The sequence below is a fragment of the Euzebya rosea genome (assembly GCF_003073135.1).
In the GTDB taxonomy this organism is placed as follows: domain Bacteria; phylum Actinomycetota; class Nitriliruptoria; order Euzebyales; family Euzebyaceae; genus Euzebya; species Euzebya rosea.
This window is the reverse complement of record NZ_PGDQ01000030.1, coordinates 1-21,529: the sequence shown is the minus strand read 5'-3', so window position 1 is coordinate 21,529 and position 21,529 is coordinate 1. Positions and strand designations below refer to the sequence as shown.

At 71.0% G+C, this 21,529-nt stretch carries 18 protein-coding genes; 13 read left to right on the top strand and 5 right to left on the bottom strand.

The window, feature by feature from the left end; all coding sequences use genetic code 11:
• A partial coding sequence (locus tag CUC05_RS23900; RefSeq protein WP_157965963.1) for a hypothetical protein occupies positions 1-238 on the bottom strand: 238 nt, incomplete at its 3' end.
• A 228-nt stretch (positions 239-466) separates the two neighbouring features.
• Here CUC05_RS23900 and rfbF point away from each other — a divergent pair.
• Genes rfbF through CUC05_RS23870 form a run of 6 tightly spaced genes read left to right on the top strand, consistent with a single transcriptional unit; the run spans position 467 to position 6,851 of the window.
• Positions 467-1,234 carry a glucose-1-phosphate cytidylyltransferase gene (gene rfbF, locus CUC05_RS23895; protein ID WP_108668665.1) on the top strand — a complete coding sequence of 256 codons (768 nt, stop codon included), beginning with the start codon at positions 467-469 and terminating at the stop codon, positions 1,232-1,234.
• Between the two features lie 5 nt (positions 1,235-1,239).
• Positions 1,240-2,280 (top strand): NAD-dependent epimerase/dehydratase family protein, encoded by a 1,041-nt coding sequence (locus CUC05_RS23890; protein WP_108668666.1) that lies wholly within the window; start codon positions 1,240-1,242, stop codon positions 2,278-2,280.
• A complete protein-coding gene (locus tag CUC05_RS23885) occupies positions 2,277-3,515 on the top strand; it encodes a class I SAM-dependent methyltransferase (protein WP_205712521.1) in 1,239 nt (412 codons plus the stop codon). The genes CUC05_RS23890 and CUC05_RS23885 overlap by 4 nt, the downstream gene beginning before the upstream one ends.
• Positions 3,512-4,690, top strand: coding sequence for a class I SAM-dependent methyltransferase (locus CUC05_RS23880; protein ID WP_108668663.1), 1,179 nt, complete (start codon positions 3,512-3,514; stop codon positions 4,688-4,690). Before CUC05_RS23885 ends, CUC05_RS23880 begins: the two co-directional genes overlap by 4 nt.
• Entirely contained in the window at positions 4,690-5,892 is a 1,203-nt protein-coding gene (locus CUC05_RS23875; RefSeq protein ID WP_108668662.1) for a class I SAM-dependent methyltransferase, read from the top strand. The genes CUC05_RS23880 and CUC05_RS23875 overlap by 1 nt, the downstream gene beginning before the upstream one ends.
• Complete coding sequence (locus CUC05_RS23870) at positions 5,889-6,851, top strand: glycosyltransferase family 2 protein (protein WP_108668661.1); 963 nt, start codon at positions 5,889-5,891, stop codon at positions 6,849-6,851. The genes CUC05_RS23875 and CUC05_RS23870 overlap by 4 nt, the downstream gene beginning before the upstream one ends.
• Here CUC05_RS23870 and CUC05_RS23865 read toward each other — a convergent pair.
• The 3 genes from CUC05_RS23865 to CUC05_RS23855 are packed head-to-tail and all read right to left on the bottom strand — an operon-like array spanning position 6,837 to position 11,161.
• Positions 6,837-7,808 (bottom strand): glycosyltransferase family 2 protein, encoded by a 972-nt coding sequence (locus CUC05_RS23865; protein WP_108668660.1) that lies wholly within the window; start codon positions 7,806-7,808, stop codon positions 6,837-6,839. The genes CUC05_RS23870 and CUC05_RS23865 overlap by 15 nt on opposite strands.
• Positions 7,805-8,602 carry a class I SAM-dependent methyltransferase gene (locus CUC05_RS23860; RefSeq protein ID WP_108668659.1) on the bottom strand — a complete coding sequence of 266 codons (798 nt, stop codon included), beginning with the start codon at positions 8,600-8,602 and terminating at the stop codon, positions 7,805-7,807. Before CUC05_RS23860 ends, CUC05_RS23865 begins: the two co-directional genes overlap by 4 nt.
• A gap of 48 nt (positions 8,603-8,650) precedes the next feature.
• Positions 8,651-11,161, bottom strand: coding sequence for a cell wall-binding repeat-containing protein (locus tag CUC05_RS23855; protein WP_108668658.1), 2,511 nt, complete (start codon positions 11,159-11,161; stop codon positions 8,651-8,653).
• A 180-nt stretch (positions 11,162-11,341) separates the two neighbouring features.
• Here CUC05_RS23855 and CUC05_RS23850 point away from each other — a divergent pair, with 180 nt between their 5' ends.
• The 7 genes from CUC05_RS23850 to CUC05_RS23820 all read left to right on the top strand — a co-directional run bounded on the left by CUC05_RS23850 (position 11,342) and on the right by CUC05_RS23820 (position 20,415).
• Positions 11,342-12,307 carry a glycosyltransferase family A protein gene (locus CUC05_RS23850; RefSeq protein WP_108668657.1) on the top strand — a complete coding sequence of 322 codons (966 nt, stop codon included), beginning with the start codon at positions 11,342-11,344 and terminating at the stop codon, positions 12,305-12,307.
• Entirely contained in the window at positions 12,291-13,817 is a 1,527-nt protein-coding gene (locus CUC05_RS23845; protein WP_108668656.1) for a lipopolysaccharide biosynthesis protein, read from the top strand. The genes CUC05_RS23850 and CUC05_RS23845 overlap by 17 nt, the downstream gene beginning before the upstream one ends.
• Positions 13,818-13,902: 85 nt before the next feature.
• Entirely contained in the window at positions 13,903-15,354 is a 1,452-nt protein-coding gene (locus CUC05_RS23840) for a methyltransferase domain-containing protein (RefSeq protein ID WP_157965962.1), read from the top strand.
• Positions 15,345-16,454: a hypothetical protein gene (locus CUC05_RS23835; protein WP_108668654.1), complete on the top strand. Its 1,110-nt coding sequence runs from the start codon at positions 15,345-15,347 to the stop codon at positions 16,452-16,454. The genes CUC05_RS23840 and CUC05_RS23835 overlap by 10 nt, the downstream gene beginning before the upstream one ends.
• Before the next feature lie 2 nt (positions 16,455-16,456).
• Positions 16,457-17,824: an O-antigen ligase family protein gene (locus CUC05_RS23830; protein WP_108668653.1), complete on the top strand. Its 1,368-nt coding sequence runs from the start codon at positions 16,457-16,459 to the stop codon at positions 17,822-17,824.
• Between the two features lie 54 nt (positions 17,825-17,878).
• The gene (locus CUC05_RS23825; RefSeq protein WP_108668652.1) at positions 17,879-18,886 is read left to right on the top strand and encodes a glycosyltransferase; all 1,008 of its coding nucleotides are present in this window, start codon (positions 17,879-17,881) and stop codon (positions 18,884-18,886) included.
• Positions 18,883-20,415, top strand: a complete 1,533-nt coding sequence (locus tag CUC05_RS23820; RefSeq protein ID WP_157965961.1) for a sugar transferase — start codon at positions 18,883-18,885, stop codon at positions 20,413-20,415. The genes CUC05_RS23825 and CUC05_RS23820 overlap by 4 nt, the downstream gene beginning before the upstream one ends.
• Positions 20,416-20,505: 90 nt before the next feature.
• On the opposite strand, the gene CUC05_RS23815 is transcribed toward CUC05_RS23820, so the two are convergent.
• A partial coding sequence (locus tag CUC05_RS23815) for a right-handed parallel beta-helix repeat-containing protein (RefSeq protein WP_205712520.1) occupies positions 20,506-21,529 on the bottom strand: 1,024 nt, incomplete at its 5' end.

Here is a 21,529-nt window from a genome sequence, read left to right as displayed (position 1 = left end):
CAGCGGGCACGGTGAGGTCGGCGGTGGCGTCGGACGTGCCCTGGCCGGTGGCGGTGACGGTGCCGTCGCCGAGGGGGTCGACGACGGTCCAGCGGGTGGGGTCGATGCCACCGGAGAAGTCATCCGATGCGAGCGGACCGGCCTGCTGCGCGGCGCTGGGGCCGACCATGGCCACGAGCAACGACAGCGCGGCAAGGCCGGTCAGCAGTCGTCCTCGACCCTCTCCACGGCGTCCCATCGGTGCTCAACACGTCCTTGGTCGACCTGCCCGACCTCTCGACAGGCCCACCAACCGAACGCCCCCGGTGTGAACAAGCTGCAAACACGCCGTTGTGCGCCGGGCACCCCCACCCGAGGGACCTCGGGGGGTTTTGCGACGGGTTGACACGACGCGCCCACCGTTCGCGCCGAACCGCCGGCGGTGTCGACGACTGCCCGCCGACTCGCCATCACGAAGGGGTACGCGATGAAGGTAGGGATCCTCGCTGGGGGCCTCGGCACCCGGCTCGCCGAAGAAACCGAGCTTCGGCCCAAGCCGATGGTCGAGATCGGGGGCAAGCCGATCCTCTGGCACATCATGAAGTACTACGCCAGCTTCGGGCACACCGACTTCGGCATCGCGCTGGGCTATCGGGGCGACGTCATCAAGCGGTGGCTGCTGGAGTACGCGTCCCTGGCGTCGGACCTGACCGTCGACCTCGGCCGGGGTGAGGTGCGGCGCCTCGGCGGAACGGTGGAGGACTGGTCGGTGACCCTGGTCGACACGGGCCTGCCGACCGCCACGGGGGGTCGGATCAAGCGCCTCGTCCCCTTCCTCGGCACCGACGGCACCTTCATGCTGACCTGGGGCGATGGGGTGAGCGACGTCGACCTCGACGCGCTGCTGGCCTTCCATCGCTCGCACGGTCGACTGGTCACGCTCACCGCCGCACGTCCACCGGCCCGGTTCGGCCACCTCGAGTTCGACGGCGACCGGGTCGCGGAGTTCTCCGAGAAGCCCCAGACCGGCGAGGGCTGGATCAACGGGGCGTTCTTCGTCATGGAGCCGGGTGTCGCGGACTACATCGACGGCGACGACACCCAGTTCGAGCTCGAACCGCTGATCCGACTGGCCAAGGACGGTGAGCTCATGGCCTACCGCCACTACGGGTTCTGGCAGTGCATGGACACGATCCGCGACCGCAAGCGCCTCGAGGCCCTGTGGGCCGACCAGCCGCTCTGGAAGGTCTGGTGACCACGATGCGCGTCCTCGTCACCGGCCACGCCGGCTACATCGGCACCGTCCTCGTCCCCATGCTGCTCGGGCACGGCCACGTGGTCATGGGGCTCGACACCTTCCTGTACGAACGCTGCGGCATCGGCCCGCGCCCGGTCCCGCTGCCTGCGCTGCGCATGGACACCCGGGACGCCGATGCATCCCACCTCCAGGGGTTCGACGCGGTCATCGACCTGGCGGCCATCTCCAACGACCCGCTGGGTGACCTCAACGCCGAGACCACCTACGACATCAACCACCGCGGCACGGTCAACGTCGCCCGGGCCGCACGCGAGGCAGGGGTCCAACGGTTCGTCTACTCCTCCTCCTGCAGCCTCTACGGCGCCCACGGCAACGCGCCGATCGACGAGTCGGCGGCGTTCCGCCCGGTCACCCCCTACGGCGAGTCCAAGCTGCTTGCCGAACGCGACCTGACCGCGCTGGCCACCGATGACTTCAGCCCGGTGTTCCTGCGCAACGCCACCGCCTACGGCGTGTCGCCCCGGCTGCGTGGCGACCTCGTCGTCAACAACCTGACCGGCTACGCCGTGGCCACCGGACAGGTGCTCCTCAAGAGCGACGGCACTCCATGGCGGCCGCTGGTGCATGTCGAGGACATCGCCCGCGCCATGGTGGCCTGCATCGAGGCCCCCCGTGAACGGATCCACTGCGAGGCCTTCAACGTCGGCACGACGAGCGAGAACTACCGCATCCGTGACGTGGCCGAGATCGTGGCCGACGTCGTCGAGGGCAGCACCATCGGGTTCGGGCCCGGCGCCGGACCCGACACCCGCAACTACCGGGTCGACTGCAGCAAGCTGGCCGAGGTCCTGCCCGAGGCCACCCCGCGATGGACCGTCCGGGAGGGTGCCGAGGAGCTGCGTCGGCTGTACGAGGCCGAGGGACTGACCCGCGAATGGCTGGAGGGCGGGCGGCTGCAACGCCTGCGACACGTCCGGTCCCTGATGGACCGTGGGGCGCTCGATGGCTCGCTGCGCTGGCAGCCGAAGGAGGTGCTGGTGTGAGCGCCGTTCGCATCACCCGTTGTCGGGCCTGCGGCAGCGCCGACCTGCGCCCGTTCCTGTCGCTCGGCAAGACCCCGCTGGCCGACGCGTTCGTCGAACCCGAGCAGGCGGGACGACACGACCCGTCCTACCCGCTGGAGGTGGCCTGGTGCGCCGGCTGCACGCTGGTGCAGATCCTCCACGAGGTCCCGCCCCAGCGGCTGTTCGTCGACAACTACCTGTACTTCTCCTCATTCAGCGACGATCTGCTCGCCCACAGCCGGGCCCACGCGGAGCGCCTGATCGCCGACCGCGGCCTGGACGGCGACTCGCTCGTGGTGGAGATCGCCAGCAACGACGGCTACCTGCTGAGGAACTTCGTCGAGCAGGACATCGAGGTGCTCGGCATCGACCCGGCGCCCGGCCAGGCCGAGGCCGCACGGGCCATCGGCGTGCCCACGCTCGCGGCGTTCTTCGGGGTCGAGGTGGCGCGTGGACTGGTCGCCGACGGGCTGCGTGCCGACGTCATCATCGCCAACAACGTGATGGCCCACGTGCCGGACCTGCGCGGGTTCGTGCAGGGCATGGCGCTGCTGCTCGCCGACGACGGCGTCGTGACCATCGAGAACCCGTGGGTCCGCGACCTCGTCCGCAAGGGCGAGTTCGACACGATCTACCACGAGCACCACAGCTACTTCTCGTGCACGTCGGTCGACAACCTGATGCGCGACAACGGCCTGTCGCTCAACGACGTGGAGTACTTCCCCGACCTGCACGGCGGCACGTTGCGCTGGCACTGCGGACGACAACGCGACGTCTCCGAACGGGTACGGGCGCTGCTGGCGCTGGAGGCCGCGGAGGGGGTGCCGTCGCTGGACTACTACGCCAGCTTCAGCGAGCGGGTCGACGAGACGATCGAGTCGTTGCTGGCGATGCTGCGGCAGCGACGGTCCAGCGGGCGACGCATCGCCGCCTACGGTGCCGCGGCCAAGGGCAGCACCCTGCTGAACACCGCCGGGATCGGCACCGAGCTGATCGAGTACGTCGTGGACCGCAACGTCCACAAGCAGGGCCTGCTGGTGCCCGGCGTGCACATCCCGATCAGGTCACCCGAGGCCTTGCTCCAGGACCAACCCGACGACGTCCTCGTCCTCGCCTGGAACTTCGCCCCGGAGATCGTGGCCCAGCAGGCCGAGTACGTCAGCCGCGGCGGGACGTTCATCGTCCCCATCCCCGAACCGACGGTGATCACGTGAGCGCCCCGATCGTCCGCTGCCCGGCGTGCGGCAGCCCCGACCTGACCGACTTCCACCACGTCGAGGAGGTTCCCACCAACAGCTGCCTGCTGCTGGACGACCTCGACGAGGTGGCCGCGCTTCCGGTCGGCGAGCTGCTGCTCGCCTTCTGCGAGGACTGCGGCCTGATCACCAACCGGGCCTTCGAGCCCGGTCGAACGGAGTACTCCCAGCGCTACGAGGAGACCCAGGCCTACTCCGACCGCTTCGTGGCCTGGGGTCGGGCGCTGGCCGAACGATGGGTCACCGATCACGGGCTCACCGGTGCCACCGCGCTGGAGATCGGCTGCGGGAAGGGCGAGTTCCTGGAATGGATGGTCGAGGCGGGACTCGGCGCCGGTGTGGGCATCGACCCGGGGATCCATCCCGAACGACGGACGGTACGCAACATCGAGTGGGTCCGCGACGTGTTCACCGACGACCACGGCCCCATCACGCAGGACGCGGTCGTCTGCCGCCACACCCTGGAGCACATCCATGACGTGCGGTCCTTCATGGCCGCCGTGCGCCGCGGGATCGGCGATCGCGACATCCCGGTGCTGTGGGAGGTTCCCGACGTCCTCCGCGTGCTCGACGAAGGAGCCTTCTGGGACCTGTACTACGAGCACTGCACGTACTTCTCCGCAGGGTCGCTGGTGCGGTTGTTCCGCGAGACCGGCTTCGTCGTCGAGCGGGTCGAGCGCGACTACGACGACCAGTACCTGCTGCTGGAGGCCCGTCCGGCCGGTTCCGGACGAACGCTGGGCCCGGTGCTCGAGCTCGAGGACGACGTCGACGTGCTCCGGAAGGCAGTCCGGCGGTTCCGCAGCACGGTCCTTGCCCGCCTGGCCGAGACGCGATCGCTCGTCGATGCCGTCGCCGCAGACGGTGGCCGTGTGGTCGTGTGGGGCTCGGGCTCCAAGGGGGTGTCCTACCTGGGGGCGATGGGTGCCGGGTCGCCCATCCACTACGCCGTGGACATCAACCCCCACAAGCGGGGTCGCTACATCGCCGGCGGCGGCCAGCGGATCGTCCCGCCCGAGTTCCTGCGGGACTACCAGCCGTCGCTCGTCGTGGCCATGAACCCGGTGTACGTGGGCGAGATCGGGGAGGCGCTCCACGCGATGGGTGTCCGTGCCAGGCTGGTGGCCGTCTGATGGCGACGCTGCGGACCACCCCGGCGCCTGCCGAGATCGTCCTCGACCTCGACGACTCGTGTCCGGGGTGCGGTGACGACGCGACCATCCAGTTCCTGGGCCTGGCCGACGTCCCGGTCTTCAACAACGTGTTGTTCGCCGATCCCGGCGACGCGCGGTCGGCCGCGACCGGGGACGTGCGGCTGGTCGCATGCACCCGGTGCGGCCTGATCGCCAACACCGCGTTCGTTCCCTCGGCCGTCGCCTACGGCCCGGACTACGAGAACTCCCTGCACGGGTCGGCCACGTTCTCCAGCTGGGCGGAGGCGCTCGCCCAGCGGCTGGCCGACCGCTACCTCTCCGAGGGTGGCACCGTGGTCGAGGTCGGGGCCGGTAGCGGTGAGTTCCTCGCCCTTGTCTGCGAGGCGTCGGGCTGTACGGGGACCGGCTGGGATCCCTCGCACCGGGAGGACGACGACCGGTCGGGTTCGTCGCTGACCGACGTCCGGGTGGAGCGCAGCGACGACCCGCTGGCCGCCGACCTCGTGGTGTGCCGGCACGTGCTCGAGCACGTCCCCGACCCGGTGGCGTTCCTGCGGGAGGTCCGGGAGGCGGTCGTGCCCCGGAGCGGCCGGCTGCCGATCTACGTCGAGGTGCCGGATGCCGCGCACATGATCCGACGCGACGCCGTCTGGGACGTCATCTACGAACATCCGCTGTACTTCGACGAGGGCACGCTGGCACGAACGCTCGCCGCGGCGGGCTACGAGCCCATCCGGACCGGGACGACCTTCGGGGGCCAGTTCGCCTGGATCGAGGCGTGGACCGACCGGTCGCCGCGTGCGGCGCCAGCGCCGCCCAGTCGACAGGAGCTCATCGAGTCGTGCGCCGGGTTCGGCCGGCGGTTCGCCGCACGGATCGCCGAGCTGGGGGAGGAGATCCTGCGGGCGTCGCGGGACGGCGATGTCGTCGTGTGGGGTGCGGGGTCGAAGGGCGTCACGTTCTGCAACCTCGTGCCGGGGGCCGACGCGGCCATCGTGGTGGACGTCAGCTCCCGCAAGCGCGGCCGGTACCTCCCGGTGACCGCCCAGCAGGTCGTCGGTCCCCACGAGCTGCGGGACCTGACGGTCTCCCTGGTGGTCGTCATGAACGCCGTCTACTCCGACGAGATCAGCGACATGCTCCGCACCGTGGGCGTTCGCGCGCCGATGGTGGTGGCATGACCGACGCCGGTCCGCTCGTCTCGGTGATCGTCCCGCACCTGAACGATGCCGATGGCCTCCGGGCCTGCCTTGCCTCCCTCGCGAGGCAGGTGGACGCCCCGCCGCACGAGGTGATCGTCGTCGACAACGGATCGGTGGAGCTGCCCGAACAGGTGTGTGCCGAGGTGCCCGGGACGGTGCTGCTGTGCGAGGCGGAACCCGGGCCGGGGCGAGCCCGCAACCACGGGGCGGCCGTGGCTGCGGGCTCGATCCTGGCGTTCATCGACGCCGACTGCCGAGCGGACCAGCGCTGGCTGCGGACGATCGTGGATCGGTTCGCCGCCGCTCCGGAGGTCGACGTGATCGGCGGACAGGTGACGGTCGTGCCACGACGCCCGGGGCGACCGTCCATGGTCGAGGCGCACGAGCTGGTGTTCGGCTACCGGATGCGCCTCTACGTCGAACGCGACGGCTACACGGCAACCCTCAACATGGCCGTCCGGCGGGACGCATTCCGTCGGGTGGGACCGTTCGGTGGCCGCGACATCGCCGAGGACCGGGACTGGGGGCGCCGTGCGACCGCGCTGGGCCTGCGGATCGCCTACGTGGACGACATGCGCATCACCACCGCGGCTCGACCCGATCGCACGGCGCTGCGGTGCAAGTGGGACCGGCTGCTGTCCCACGACGCCGCCGAGCTCGGCGCCGACCGTCGAGCCCGGTCGTGGTTCCTCCTGCGCGCGGTCGCCGTCGCCGCCTCACCGCCGGTCGAGGTCCTCGGGATTCTCGTGTCGGACAGGGTCGAGGGACCGAGGAGCCGGTGGATGGCCGTGCTCGGGACCACCTGGATCCGGCTGTATCGGGCCCGACGAATGGTGTCACTGCTCGTCCGCGGCAACGCTGCGGAGCTGCAGGAGGGATGGAACGGTGCCCCGGGCCGGACGCTCGTCGAGGCGCGGCCGTCGTCAGCCGACGGGTAGGGCCTCGGCCGCGTCGCGAGTGGCAGGCCGCTCGGGCCAGCCGTCCCACCACTCGTCCCGCCGTGCCCACAGCTCGTCCCACACCGGACCGGAGCCCTGCCTGACCACCTTCGAGGACAGGGCCCGGGTCCAGGGCCACAGCCGGAACAGGGCGACACCGAGGTGCCGCTGCCAGCGGGGGAGGTGTCGCCGCAGCACCAGGACCTTGGCCCGCATGAGCTGCACCATGCGTTCGGCGCGGACGGGCTCGCTGGCACCCCCGTGATGGATGATCGTGGCGTCCGGGGTGACCCGGGGAGCCATGCCCGCCCGTCGGGCGCGCAAGCACAGGTCGACCTCCTCACCGAACATGACGAACGTGTCGTCGAACCCGCCGAGACGGTCCCAGTCGTCCCGCCGCATCAGCAGCAGGCAACCGGTCACGATGTCGACCTGCCGTTCGGTGTCGCGGGGCCAGCGGCCGTAGTATTCGGAGTTGAACAGCGACGAGGCCGGGAACAGCCCGTTGAGTCCCAGCACCCGACACAGGATCGACCAGAGCGTCATGCGGGCGAAGCAGGACGTGGGGTTCAACGACCCGTCGGCGTACAGCGTTCGCCCACCCCATATGCCGGCGTCGGGCGTGCGGTGGGCGAAGTCGAGCAGGCGGTCGATCGCATGGTCGAGGACGACGGTGTCGGGGTTGAGCAACAGCACCCAGGGGGCCGTGGCTCGAGCCAGCGCCAGCCGGTGGGCCGGTCCGAAGCCGTGGTTGACCTCCTCGGCGATCAGCTCCACCTCGGGGAACCGCTCGGCGATGGCGTCCACGGACCCGTCCCCGGACGCGTTGTCGACCACGATCAGCTCGAAGGGGACCGTGGTCTGCTCGTGGACCGACGCCAGGCATTCCAGGGTCATCTCCCGCGTGTTGTAGCTGACGACGACGATGGAGACGACGGGCTCGACGTCGTTGCTCATCCGGCGTGCGTGCGGCCGACGGGCAGCAGCTCCAGCGGGTTGAGCGCCAACGACTCGAACCGCTCGGGCTGGGCGACCGCTGGGTCGTAGAGGCTCGCGTCGAAACCCGCTCGGCGCATACGGGCCAGGAAGTCGTCCCGGTCGTAGATGCGCACGTGGTCCCACTGGCCGAAGCGCCGGTCCTGCTCCGCGGGATCGTCGATGTCGGGATCCTCCACCGTGCCGAGGCCGTCGAGGGCGTAGGGCGTGAGCAGGAGGGCATGGCCGCCCGGACGGAGCACCCGGTGGAGCTCGCGCAGGGCCGTCGCATCGTCGGGGACGTGTTCGAGCACGTGGCTGCAGATCACCACGTCGAAGGACGCGTCGTCGAACGGGAGGTCGGTCAGGTCCGCAGAGCGCATGCCGCCGATGTGGCGGTACCGCGAGGCGTCGAGGTCGGTGGCCGTGTAGTCGACGTCGGGCTGCCGTCGCAGCCACAGGTACAGGCCGAAGTCGGGGGCGACGTGCAGGACCCTGGTCGGCCGTGTGCCCACCCCCGTTTCGGTGTCCAGGTACAGCATCATCAGGCGTGTGCGGTCCGCGCCGTGGCACACGGGGCACTTGTCGGCCCGGCGCCGTGCCCCGCCCACCACCGAGCGGCGCTCGAGCACCTCCGCGCCCCCGCCGTGGTCGACGAGGCGACGAACCCGGCTGCCGCACAGGACGCACCGCAGCTCTGCGCCCTGGTAGAAGCGGCGCCTGAGCTCGAAGCGGACCGGCTGGGGGATGACGGTGGTCAGGTCTCGCGGGTGCACTGCGGTCTCCTCTTCGGGGTGGTCGGTGGGGTCGGTCGGAGCGGCTGGTCAGCAGGGGTCCGGGCTGCCGTCGACGAACGTGTTGCCCTCGACCGTCCAGCGCGCGCCGCGACGCAGCGAGCACGTGCCGAACTGCCACGAGTTGGCGGGTTCGCGCTTCGAGGGCACGTTCGACACTCCGTCGAAGACGTTGTCGGACAGGACGATGTCGGTCGGAGCCGACTGGTCGTCCTTGTGGGTCAGGTACACGGTGAAGGTGCCGCCGGACAGGAAGTTGCCGGTGATGGTGTAGTTCGTGATCGGGGAGAGGTCCGCGGCGATGTGCATGGCGGACGTCGACGTCTGGTACGGCCCCTCGATCCGGTTGTTGCGGATGGTCACGTTGCGGCCGCCGACGGCCTGGATGCCGTCGCGGTGCGCCTCGCCGATGAGCACGAGGTCGTGGATCCAGCTGTCCTCGACGACCATGTCGGAGAAGACCTTGATCCCGTCTCGGAACGCCGAGGCGTTGACGCCGCGGATGGTTCCCTGCCCTCGGGCGAGGATCGCCGCCGACCGCGAGCCGCCGGTCCCGCGGATGGTGACGTTCTCGACCAGCAGGTTGGTGACACCGGAGGCCGACTGGATGCCGTACCGCCCGTCGGTCTCGATCAGCGAGTTGCGGATCACGACGTTGGCCGAGCCCTCCTCGATGATGATCGTCCCGCGGACGTGCATGTTCTCCACGACGTCGCCGCTGGTCAGCCGCAGGGTGGTCGTGTCGGTCAGGTCGTCCTCGTCCAGTCCAACCGCGGCGATGCCGGTGTCGTCGGGGCCGTCGGGCCAGCCGCCGGACACCGGGGGCGGCGGCGGTGGGGCCGGCGGGGGAGGCGTCGGGGGCGTGGCCGGCTGTGTGCTGGGGGTGGGGCTGGGCGATGGGTCGCCGTCGTCGACGACGAGCAACGACGCATCGTCGATGTGGTGCACGTCCCCCCAGGTGGCCTCGTCGACGAAGACCCGGAGCGCCACTCCGACGGCGTCCGGTGGCGGGAACGCCGAGCAGGTCGTCTGCACCCACTCTCCGACCCGTTCCATGACGGTCGGCCCGCCGGCCGTGTGCAGGATCGTCCCGTCGGCGTCGTACCACCGGATCTCGCAGCGGACCGGCGAGGTCCGACCGACCGGCCGTATCCACAGCGACCCCGTGTGGACGCGTCCCGGGACGGCTCGCAGGGCGTTCCGGCCGGGGGTGGTCCCGGCTCGGGCGGTTCCCGTGTCGTCGGGGAAGACCCCGTCCTCGGAGACCTCCAGACGAAGGGAGGAGGTGTCCAGGCGACCGGTCGTGCCGGGACCCACGACGACGTTCCCGCGTGGGGCCCAGCCGTCGATACCGCCCTCGAAGGTCTGCTGCGTCGCCGTCAGCAGCTGGGACGTACCCGGTCCCGGGGGTTCGGTCTCCCCGGGAGGTGGGGTCGTGGGTTCGACGGTGCAGTCGGCGAGCTGTACCGCTCGGGCCAGCGTGGCCGGCGTGATGGCCGAGGTGCCGCCGAAAGCCACGAGTCCGACGCCGAGGCTGCAGCGGTCGGCGAGCCAGTTCTCGGTCGACAGCCCCAGCTCGAAGGGTCCCAGCACCAGCAGCGTGGGTGCGTGCATGCGTCCCGTCCACGGGCTGCCGGACAACGCATCGACCGGTTCGTCGCCGCGGACGAGGGCGACCCGGTCCCACGAGAACCCGAAGTCGGTCAACGCGAGGTCGGCGACCGCTGTGGCGGTCTCGCCGCGGGACGCGCCTGCGGCTCGCTGATGGGGGATCCCCAGCGCGTCGAGCTGCCGCTCGACCGCGGTGGGCACGACGGCTTCGCCGCCGACGATGACGACCCGGTCGATCGCGATGTCCTCCATCAGGTCGAGGCTGCTCGGCGGCAGTCCGTCGACACCCGCCAGCACGATGGGATGGGGGCCGCTGTAGGCGAGGCCACCGACCGAGAGGACGTCGGCGAACCCGAGACCGCTGGCGACGAACGCCAGCCGGTCGCCATCGAGGAGGCCGACGGATGCGGCCTCGTCGGCAGCCCGGGCCACGGCTGCGGCGGTTCCGTACCGGTCGGCGCCGGCGACCCGGCTGACCTCCAGACCCGCGTCCCGCAGGCCGTTCACGACGACCTCCCCGATGGCGGAGGTGCCGCCGAGGACCAGTACCCGGGTCGTGCCCAGCGTCTCGAGGGCGTCACGCGTGGCGTCGGCGAGCTGGGTGCCGGGGGTCAGCAGCATCGGCGCGTCCAGCGCGCCGGCCAGCACCGAACCGGTCAGGGCATCGGTGTAGACGTCGCTGCGTGCCAGCACGGCCACTGATGCCCCGTCGGGGAAGGCCGCGGTCGCGACGATGGCGGCGGTCTCGTGTCGTTCCGTCCCGCCCAGGCGAACGGGCTCGGGGGCCACCGCGAAGGACGCCGGTCCAGCCGGGGGGCCGGTCGCAGCCGGGGCGGTCCGCGCCCCCAGGACCGCGGCGACCCCTGCCAGCGCGGCAACGCCGAGCACCGCCCAGAGCACGGTTCGTTGGCTGATGCCAGCGATGCCCATGCGCAGCCCTCCCTGCCGTCGACGTCGTGCCCAGCACGAGCGTGGCAAGCCCCGCCGAGGGGGACAAGGGGTCGCCGAGCATCGGCGTGCGTCGTTTGACGTTGCGTTGACTCACCGGCCGAACGCTGCCCCAGGCGGAGTCGCCGCCATCGATCGCGCCACGAGCAGGAGAGAGACGACATGCCGACCGCCCGCCGCACCACCTCCGAGCCGCCGCTGGTCTCGGTCGGCCTGCCGGTCTTCAACGGTGCGGCGTTCGTCGAGGAGGCGGTCCGCAGCATCCTCGCCCAACGCGATGTGGCGCTGGAGCTGATCGCCTGCGACAACGGCTCGACCGACGAGACCCCCGACATCCTCCGACGCATTGCGGCGACGGACCCGCGGATGCGGGTCGTCACCAGCCCGGTGAACCGTGGGGCGGCGTGGAACTACAACCGGACGGTGGAGCTGGCCCGGGGCACCTACTTCAAGTGGGCCGCACACGACGACGTGCTGGCCCCGTGCTTCCTCTCCAGGTGCATCGACATCCTGCGCGAGGACCCGAGCGTGTCCCTGGCCTACCCCAGGGCGGTCGACATCGACGCTGAGGGCGAGGTCCTCGAGCTCCATCCCCCGCTGCGGTACGCGCAGGGTCGGCGACCATCGGCGCGGGGACGAGCGGTGCTGGACCACCCAACACCCTGCCTGGAGGTCTTCGGGGTGGTTCGCCTGGGGCAGCTGCGCCGCACTGCCCGGATCGGGCCGTACAGCAGCTCGGATCGCACCCTGCTCTTCGAGCTCGCCCTGCACGGTCGCTTCCGACAGGTCCCCGAGGTCCTCTTCCTGCACCGGCAGCACCCTGCACGCTCGGTCCACATCAAGGGCGCCCGGACGAGGGACGCCTGGTTCGATCCCGACCGTGCGACCCGGTTCACCTTCCCCCGATGGCGCCTGGTCGGGGCCCATCTGGGTGCCGTCCGGCGGGCCCCGATCACGGTCCCGGAGCGCATCGCGACGCTGTCGACGCTGGTGCCGTGGGTCGCCCGCCTGATGGGACCGCTGGGTCGCGAGGTCCTCGCATGGGCCGTGCACACGATCGGGGGGCGCCTGCGTCCCCGTACGAGGCGGCAGGGCGCGGGGCGAAGCCGGCATGTCGTCCTCCGCTGAACGGACGCGGTTCGGCCGAGCGGCCGGTTGGTCCTACGTCATGGACGGCGGCCGACAGGTGCTCTCCGTCGCCGTCACGTTCGTCCTTGCAGCCATGCTCGGGCCGGAGACCTTCGGGCTCGCCGCGATGGCGATCGTCTACGTCCTCTTCATCGACATGGTCCAGCGACAGGGGATGGCGTCGGCCCTGATCCAGCGTCGCGTGCTGACCGCGGCCCATCGCGACACCGGCTTCTGGCTGGTCGTGATCACGAGCATGGTCATGACGGTCGTCAGCGTGCTGGGCGCCGGCTGGTGGGCCGACGTCAACAACACGCCGGCGCTCGAGCAGGTCATCGTCCGCCTGTCCCCGCTGGTGCTGCTCCAGGGACTGACGACGGTGCAGCAGGCGCTCCTCCGTCGCAGCATGTCCTTCCGGTTGCTCGCGACCCGAACCCTGGTGGCGGTGCTCGTCGGCGGTGTGGTCGGGATCCTCGGCGCCATGGCCGGGTGGGGCGTCGACGCGCTCGTGGCCCAGCAGCTGACGACGGCTGGTGTCATGGTCGTGGCGCTGTGGCGCGCCAGCGGCTGGCGACCCGGGGGGCGGTTCACCCTGAAGGCCGCAGGCGAGCTGCTGGGCTTCTCCTCCGGCGCGTTCCTGACCAGCCTCGCCGTCTTCGTCAACAACCGTGCCGACGCGCTGCTGATCGGGGTGTTCTTCGGACCCTTCGTCGTCGGCATCTACCGCCTGGGTTCCCGGTTGGTGGACATGGTCGTCGCGGCGTTGGTCGGGCCCGTCCAGCAGATCGCCCTGCCGGAACTCGCCCCGCACCAGGACGACGCCCCCGAGCTGGCGGTTCGACTGGAGCGGCTCGGTCGGCTCAGCGTGGCGTCCACCGTGCCGGTCCTGGCGTGCTTGGTGGTCGTCGCGGATCCGCTGACGGAGACGCTGGGCGGCAGCTGGCAGGGCTCGGCGGCCGTGATCAAGGTCCTGTGCGTCGTGGGGGTCGTCCGTGCCGTCGTCGCCGTCGACGGACCGGTGCTGCAGGCCACCGGTCGACCGTTCCTCCAGGCTGCGGTCACGGCAGGACTGGCCACCCTCAGCGCGCTCACCTTCGCCATGGCCGGGGTGCTGCTGGAGGACGCCGGTACCGACGCGCAGGCGTTCGGGATGGCCGTCAGCCGGGCGGTGCTGTTCGCGACCCCCGTGCTCGTGGTGCACCTCGTCATCGTTCGTCGGTTCGCGGGGACACCACCGATGGAGGAGCTGCGGCACCTGGGTCGGCCCCTCGCGGTGGGGGTCCTGGTCCTGCTCGTGGGCAGCGCCCTGGACATCGTCCTCCCCGGGCCCCCCATCGTGCGGCTGCTGGCCGTCGGCGGCGGGGCCGCGCTGGTCGCCGTCGCGGCGACCGTGCGCCTCGTGCCCGGGTGCGCAGAGCTTGTTGTCGGCCGGTTGCGCGGACGGGCGGGCAGTCCTGCCTCTCGAGACGACGAGCCGCCGGTCGACCCCCGACCGTTTGCAGGTGTTTGACACCTCCTGAGGATCCTTCATCGGCAGTATCCGGTCGGACGCGATCGTCCGCGTGGCGACCGAACCAGCGACAGAGGCGGTCGTCATGCGTGTGCTCGTCACCATCGCCAACCACGGCACGAAGAACCGGGCGTTCCTCGAGACCGTGCTCGCGGCCTACCGCGTGATGCCGTACGACGTCCGGATCGTCGTGCTCTCCGACCGACCCAAGGACCTTGGTCCCGACGTGGAGGTCAGGGTGGGCGCCCCGACCGATGACCCTCGGTCCCTGCCGTTCGCCCACCAGCGAGTACTCGCCGACGGCATCGACGACCACGACCTGTTTGTCTACAGCGAGGACGACACCTTGGTGACCGCGGCACACCTGCGCGCCTTCGTCGCCGCAACCGACCGCCTGCCCACCCACCTCGTGCCCGGCTTCCTCCGCTTCGAGGAGCGACCGACCGGGACACGGTCCTACTGCTCGTTCCACACGAGCTTCCGGTGGGACCCGTCCTCGGCCAGGACCATCAACGGGCTCGACGTGGCGCGCTTCACCAACGCCCACTCCGCGATGTACGTGCTGACCCGGGCGCAGCTCCGTCGCGCGATCGACTCCAAGAACTACCTGGTGCCACCGCACGCAGGGATCTACAGCCAGATGGTCAGCGCCGCCACCGACGTCTACACGAGCTGCGGCCTCCAGCGGGTGATCTGCCTCTCGGCCATCGAGGACTTCATGGTCCACCACCTGCCCAACATCTACCTGGACCGCCTCGGCATCGACCCGCACGACTTCGAGCTGCAGCTGCGGGCCCTCGGCGAGGTTCGCGACGGCCTGCGCAGCCCGTCGGCCCTCCTGGACGGCGCATCGGACCTGCCGGTCCGTGGCCGGCAACGACAGGTGTGGGGCCGCCGGCCGTTCGCCGCCCTCCGCGACGCGGTCAGCGGCGTGGCGGGCCCGGTGCTCAGCATCGGCGCGACCACCGGGGACCTCGAACGCGAGCTGTTCGCGTCCGCCCACGAGATCGTGGCCGTGCCCGTGGACGAGGTGCTCGGCGCGCTGTGTCGCGACCGTGGCCTGACGACCGTCACACCCGACCTGGACGCCGCGCTCCACGAGCTGCAGGACGCCCGGTTCGAGCTGATCCTGCTCGACGACATCCTCAAGCACATCCCCAACCCGCCTGCGTTGCTGGGGTTGCTCCGCCACTTGTTGCGGCCGGGCGGGCGCATCGTCGCCACCGTCCCCAACCTGCGACGCGAACGCGTGGCGAGGGCCCTCCGGCGTCCCGGCAGGGTCGAGATCCCACGGGTGGGTGCGTTCGCGTCTGCCGGGGTCCACCACACGGACGGGGCGGTGCTCAGGAGCTGGATGCGAAGTGCTGGGTGTGACGTCGTGTCCGAACGCTACGGATCGCCCGTCGACCCCGACCGGGACAGGCGTGACCCCCTCGCGCTGGAGCGCTGGCTCGGTCGGACGGCGGTCGTGGTCGGCGCACCACCCCTGGCCGCCCGCGTGCCCGAGCCGGTCCTGGAGGTGGCGTCGTGGAGCTGACGTCGATCCTGCGGGCGCTCCTCCGACGGTGGTGGCTCACCGTTCCGCTGCTGGCGGCCACGGCTGGTGCGGCCTCCTTGGCCTGGGACAGCGCCGAAGCCGTGTACACCACCGAGCTGGCGGTGCTCCTCGAAGCGGGGGACGCCGACGGCGACGACGGGGTCCCCACGGTCAGCGGCACCCTCGTCGAGGTGTTGCTCGAAGCCGACCAGGTCCGCCAGGAGGTCGCAGGCGGCGACGAGGTCGACTACGACGTCACCGCAGCCGCCGATCCCGCGGGGACGTTGATCGCCGTCGACGTGACGGCCTCGACCGACGTCCGCGCGCTGGAGGTCGCCAACGCGCTCCTGGGCAGGCTCCCCGGCCTCGTCGGCGGGCAGGAGGACGTCCTCGGTGTGCCGGAGCATGCACGGACGACGTTCCAGCCGCTTGCCGCACCGTTGCGAGCCGAGGAGATCCCGCCGCCGGACCCGGTCGACCCCGAGGCACCACCGCTGCCACCGACCTATCGCGCCCACGGTGTGACCCTGCTGCAGCACCACAGCGAGGCCGCCGCCGGCCTGCCGCCGAACACGTCCACGATCCGCCACCTGGCTGCGCTCATGACGACACCCGAGACCCTTGCGATCCTGCAGCCGCACGAGTCGGTCGAGGTCGTGACGACCTTCGACCCGCGTGACTCCGTGCCCTTGTTCCTCCTCCAGGTCGAGGCCACGACCCGCGAGGCAGCGGCCGACGCCCTCGGTCGTGCCGTCGCCACCGCCAGCGGCCTGCTCGACGGCCTGCAGGCCCGACAGGGTGTTCCGGAGGCAGGCAGGACCGTTGCCGTCCCCCTGGCCGCCCCACCGGAACCGGTCGAGAACCGGCCGCGGGTCGACCGGGCCGTCGTCGGCGTGGCGGGGCTCGGGCTGCTGGCGACGGTCTCCCTGGCCGTGGCCGTCGACGGGCTTCTGCTCGACCGGGCGCGTCGTCGCCGCCGTCGCGACGCGGCAGCGGCAGCGGCGTCGGAGTCGGCGGATCCGGGGGTGCCGGAGGATTCCTGGCCCACGCCGACCAGTGTTCGCCTCGAACCGTCGCGGGTGTCGGTGTCGACGAAGTGACGATGGCCCTCGTCGCCGGCTTCCTCGCCGCCGTCGGCGTGGCCACCCTCGTGTACATGCACGTGGACACCGACGTCGTGTGGGTGACGTCGGTGTTCCTCGTCCTGACGTTCGGGATGTCCGCACGGTGGATCGTCAGGCCCTTCGGCGCCATCGGCCAGCCAGCGGTCTTCGTGGCCGGTGCCTGCCTCTGGTGGTGGGTGATGGGTCGAATCGCCAGGGACCCGGGCCTCGCCCGTGGCCCCGACCGCATCCGGTCGGTCCTGCTGTCCCTCTGGTGGTTCCTGCTGCTGACGTACGTGCTCTCCTTCACGCGACCGCTGACCGTGGCCGAGACCAACGGGTCCGCACGGGCGGTCGTGCTGTTCTCGTGCCTGTTCGGCGTGGCCCTCCTCATCGGGGACGGGGTGGCCGATCGCGACCGACTCGACGTCCTCGTCGATCGGGTCGTGACGGCCGCGGCCTTCCTGGCCCTCATCGGGATCGTGCAGTTCGTGTTCGGTCGGGATCCATGGACGGCCATCGACTTCCCCGGCCTCGTGCTCAACCGCGACTCCGCGTCAGTGGGCGAACGCGCGATCTTCAACCGACCGTTCGCGACGGCGCTGCATCCCATCGAGTTCGGGACGGTCTCCGCTGCCCTGCTGCCCCTGGCGTTGCACCGCGGGCTCCATCCGCGGGTCGGCCGGGGACTCCCCGGACGATGGGGGCCGGTGATCCTGCTGGGCTCGGCGGTCCCCATGTCGGTGTCGCGGTCCGCGGTGGTCTCCCTGGTGGTGGGCCTCCTGGTCGTCGCTGGCCGCTGGAGCTGGCGACGCCGCGCCGCGATGTCGGTGGCCGGCCTGGCCTTCGTCGTGTGGGTGTGGGCGCTGGTCCCGGGCCTCGTCGGCACGGTCCTGTCGCTCTTCGAGAACGCCGGCAACGATCCGAGCGTCACGGCACGAACCGATCGGATTCCCCGCGTGCTCGCCCTGTGGGAGGAACACCCATGGCTCGGGCGGGGGTTCGGGACCTACAACATCAACGACTACTTCCTGCTGGACAACGAGGTCTACGGAATGCTCCTGGACACCGGTGTCATCGGTCTGGCCGTGTGGGCGTGCACGATGGTGGCGGTGTGCTCGCTGATCCTGTCGGCGACCGCACGATCGGACGCGGCGACCCGGCACCTCGGCGGCGCGCTGGTGGCCTGCATCGTGGCGTTGCTGGCCAGCACCGCCACCTTCGACGCGTTCGCCTACCGGATCCTCCTCGGTTCCCTGTTCGTCCTCATCGGTTGTGGCGCGGCCCTGCGGCGGCTGGAACGGGCGAGCGCGTCGGGCACGGTTGGCCGTGCGCCGCTGCCCGTGGGGCATCCCCTGGAGGTTTGACAGCTCGTTGACAGCGGCCACGCACAGTGGCGCAACGACGAGGGAGGCAGGCCGATGAAGAAGGCGACGACGTTGCTGGTGGCATCAGACGGGGGACACCTGACCCAGCTCCGGTTGCTGGTACCGCGGCTCCTCCCGACGGTCGGCGCCGCGACGTGGATCAGCTACGACTGCCTCACCGCTCGGTCGGTCCTCTGTGGTGAGCACATGATCCCCGGCAACGGGCCCTCGACCAGGCACTTGGGCAACGCCGCCCGCAACTACCAGCTCGCGAGGCAGATCCTGTCGGGCGGGCACTTCGACCGGGTCGTCTCCACCGGTGCGGGCATCGCCGTCCCGTTCCTGGCGGAGGCCAACCGCAGGGGCATCCCGGGCCACTACATCGAGAGCGCGTCCCGAGTCGAGGGCCCCTCGCTCAGCGGCCGCATGCTGATGCGGGTGGCTCCGGACGTCCACCTCTACACCCAGCATCCGCGCTGGGCGGACCGCCGCTGGCACTATGCCGGATCGGTCTTCGAGGGGTACCGCCCGGACCGCCACGGCGAGCCGTTCCCCCGGGCCCTGCGGATCCTCGTGACGCTCGGCACCCACGACGCGTACCGCTTCGATGCGCTGGTCGAGTCCGTGGCCCGCCTGATCGGACCCGACGACGAGGTCGTCTGGCAGACGGGATCCACCACCGGGCACGATCGACTGCCGGGCCGCGTGGAGCGGGCAGTGCCGGCTGCGGAGATGCAGCAGCTGATCGACTGGGCGGACGTGGTGGTGGCCCACTGCGGGACCGGCACCATCCTCACCGCGCTGGAACACGGCAAGCACCCGGTCGTGGTCCCACGTCGGCACCTCCGCGGCGAGCACGTCGACGACCACCAGGCCGTCACCGCCCGAGAGGTCTCCCGGCTGGGGCTGGCCCGGTGGGTGGAGGCCGACCACGTGACACGGCGGGACCTGCTGGACGCCGCCTCCAACGGCTGCGTGCGCGAGTCGACGCTTCCGTTCCTGCTCGCCGACCGCCCCGTTGTCGAGACGATCATCGAGCTCCCGGAGGTGGTGCTGCGGTGAGCCGCTCGACCGACCGGGTGTGGCCTGCCGTGCAACCCACCGACGGGGACATCGAGGTCGTCCTTCCCATCGAGTTTCCCGGCGTCCCGCGACCCGGACGGCCAGGGGTCAGGGGCACGCTGCCCGACGCCGAGCGGCGGCTGGACCTGGTGCTGGTCGGGGTCGACGTCCTGGTGCTCGTGGTGGTGTGGGTGGCGGTCACCTGGCAGGCGCTCGCAACGGCCTCCGCGGCGTGGGCGGCACTGGCCGTCCCGGCCGTCGTGTCCGGCGCCGCAGTGGCCGGCTTCGGACCCCCCCACACCCGCGTCGGGTGGCTGCGGACCCAGCAGACCGCCCGGATCCTCGAGGTCTCCGGTGGTGCCGCAGCGCTCGTCGCCCTGCTGGCCGTCGCCGGGTTCGTCCCCGTCGACGGCCTGCATGTCGGGGCAGGCGCAGTGGCCGGGGCGGTCGCGTTGCACCTCGCCCGCGGCGCGAGCAGCGCGGTCGTGGTCCGGGCGACGCCCTCCCGGCGTCGCCGCCGGGTGCTGCTCGTCGGGGACAACGACGAGGCCGGCGACCTGTGCCAGCTGGTCGGAGAACACCCCGAGATGGGCATCGTGGTGCTGGGTCGAGTCGGTGGTTGTGCCCACCCTGCGGACCGCCGGCTCGACCGAGTGCCATGGTGCGGCCCCCTGCGCGACATGCCGTCGGTGCTCGCCGAGCAGCAGCCCTCCGGGGCACTCGTGGCCCCGACGGCCCTGAGCTCCACGGAGCTCAACGATGCGGTGCGAACGCTCGTCGGCGCTGGGGTGGGCGTGCACCTCTCCAGCGGCCTGCAGGGCATCAGCTACCAGCGGCTGCACCTGACACCGTTGGCGCACGAACCGCTGCTCTACGTCAAGTGCGCCCCGCGGCGCCGTTGGTCGGAGATCGCCAAGCGCGGGATCGACCTGGCCGTCGCCAGCGTCGTGCTCGTGGCGTCCACCCCGGTGTTCGGCCTCGTCTGCCTGCTGGTCAAGCTCCAGGACGGTGGGCCGGTGCTGTTCCGACAGGAGCGGGTGGGTCGGGAGGGCAGGCCGTTCACCCTGCTGAAGGTCCGCACCATGGTCGTGGACGCCGAGGAGCGGCTCGAGGCGCTGCGGGCCGAGAACGAACGGCAGGGCGGCGTGCTGTTCAAGATGCAGGCCGATCCGCGTGTCACACGCCTCGGCAAGCTCCTGCGCCGGTCGAGCATCGACGAGCTCCCGCAGCTGATCAACGTGCTGCGTGGCGACATGAGCATCGTCGGCCCACGCCCGGCGCTGCCGGCGGAGGCCGCCCGGTTCAGTGAACGGCTCCGGCGCCGGACGTGTGTCCGACCGGGCATCACCGGCCTGTGGCAGGTCGAGGCGCGGGACAGTCCCAACTTCAGGACCTACGAACGGCTCGACCTCTTCTACGTCGAGAACTGGACCGTGGCGCTGGACCTGGCCATCATCGTCACGACGGTCCCAGCGGTGCTGTCGCGCCTCGCGGGCAGCGTCCGAGGGGTACTCGCGAGGTCGGACTGAACCGACGATGGACGTTCCTGCGGAACAGGGCGAGGGCCGGGACTCGTGTCCCGGCCCTCGGTCGTGTCGACCGCTGTTCGACGACGGTGGCTAGATGGGCTGCCCGGTGTCGTCCCAGACGTTGCCGCTCCGGGACACCTGCGCACCACCCTTGATGCGCAGCGGGCCGAACTGGTACTCGCGTCCGAACCGGTTGTCGGTCAGCTGGACGCCGGTCACCGAGCCGTTCTTGGCGATGATCTGGACGGAGAACCCGCCACCGTTGATCCAGTTGCCGTCGATGTCGACGTTGGAGACGGGACCGATGTCGGACTTGATGATCATCACCTGGGAGTTGTTGTAGCCCGGCTCGTCGTGCGGCATGTCGAAGTAGTTGCCGCGGATGGTCACGTTGCTGCCGTTGACCATCTGCACGCCGTCGGCGTGGGAGTCCGGGATCGACCCGAGGTGGTGGATGTAGGAGTCGGTCAGCACGACGTTGCGGAAGGGCTTCACGGCATCAGCACCCTGGTGGTGGATGTGCATCCGTGTCGCGACCGCGTTGGAGACGACCAGGCCGTTCTCGGTGTTGCGGATCTCGCCGTCCTCGATGCGCAGCCCGGTGCTCGGGTTGCCGGTGAAGACGTTGTTGTAGACGCCGTACTGGCCGCCGGTGATCAGGAAGTCGCGGAGAGTGACGTTGTCGGCCGCAACAGTGACCTGGCCGGTGAAGTGACGACCCTCCACGACACGAGAGCCACCGTTGTTCCGGTTCAGCCAGGCGTCGTCGATGATGACGGAGCCGCTCACCATGGTCAGCTGGGACGCGGGGGTGATGTGTCCGGTGGTGCTGGCGTTGGGACGGTCACCGGGAACGGGTTCCGGTTCGGGGTCCGGGGTGGGTTCGGGGTCCGGCGTCGGCTCAGGGGTCGGCTCGGGGTCCGGCGTGGGTTCGGGGTCCGGGGTGGGTTCGGGGTCCGGCGCGGGCTCGGGCTGGGGAGCCGGGGTGGTGCCCCCGGTCGCCTCGGTGAACCAGGCGTTGTCGACGAGGTGGGTGTCGCCGTAGCCGGTGTCGTCGACGAAGACGCGGAGGCTGGCGGTGGTGGTGCCGGCGGGGGCGGTGCCCTCGCAGGTG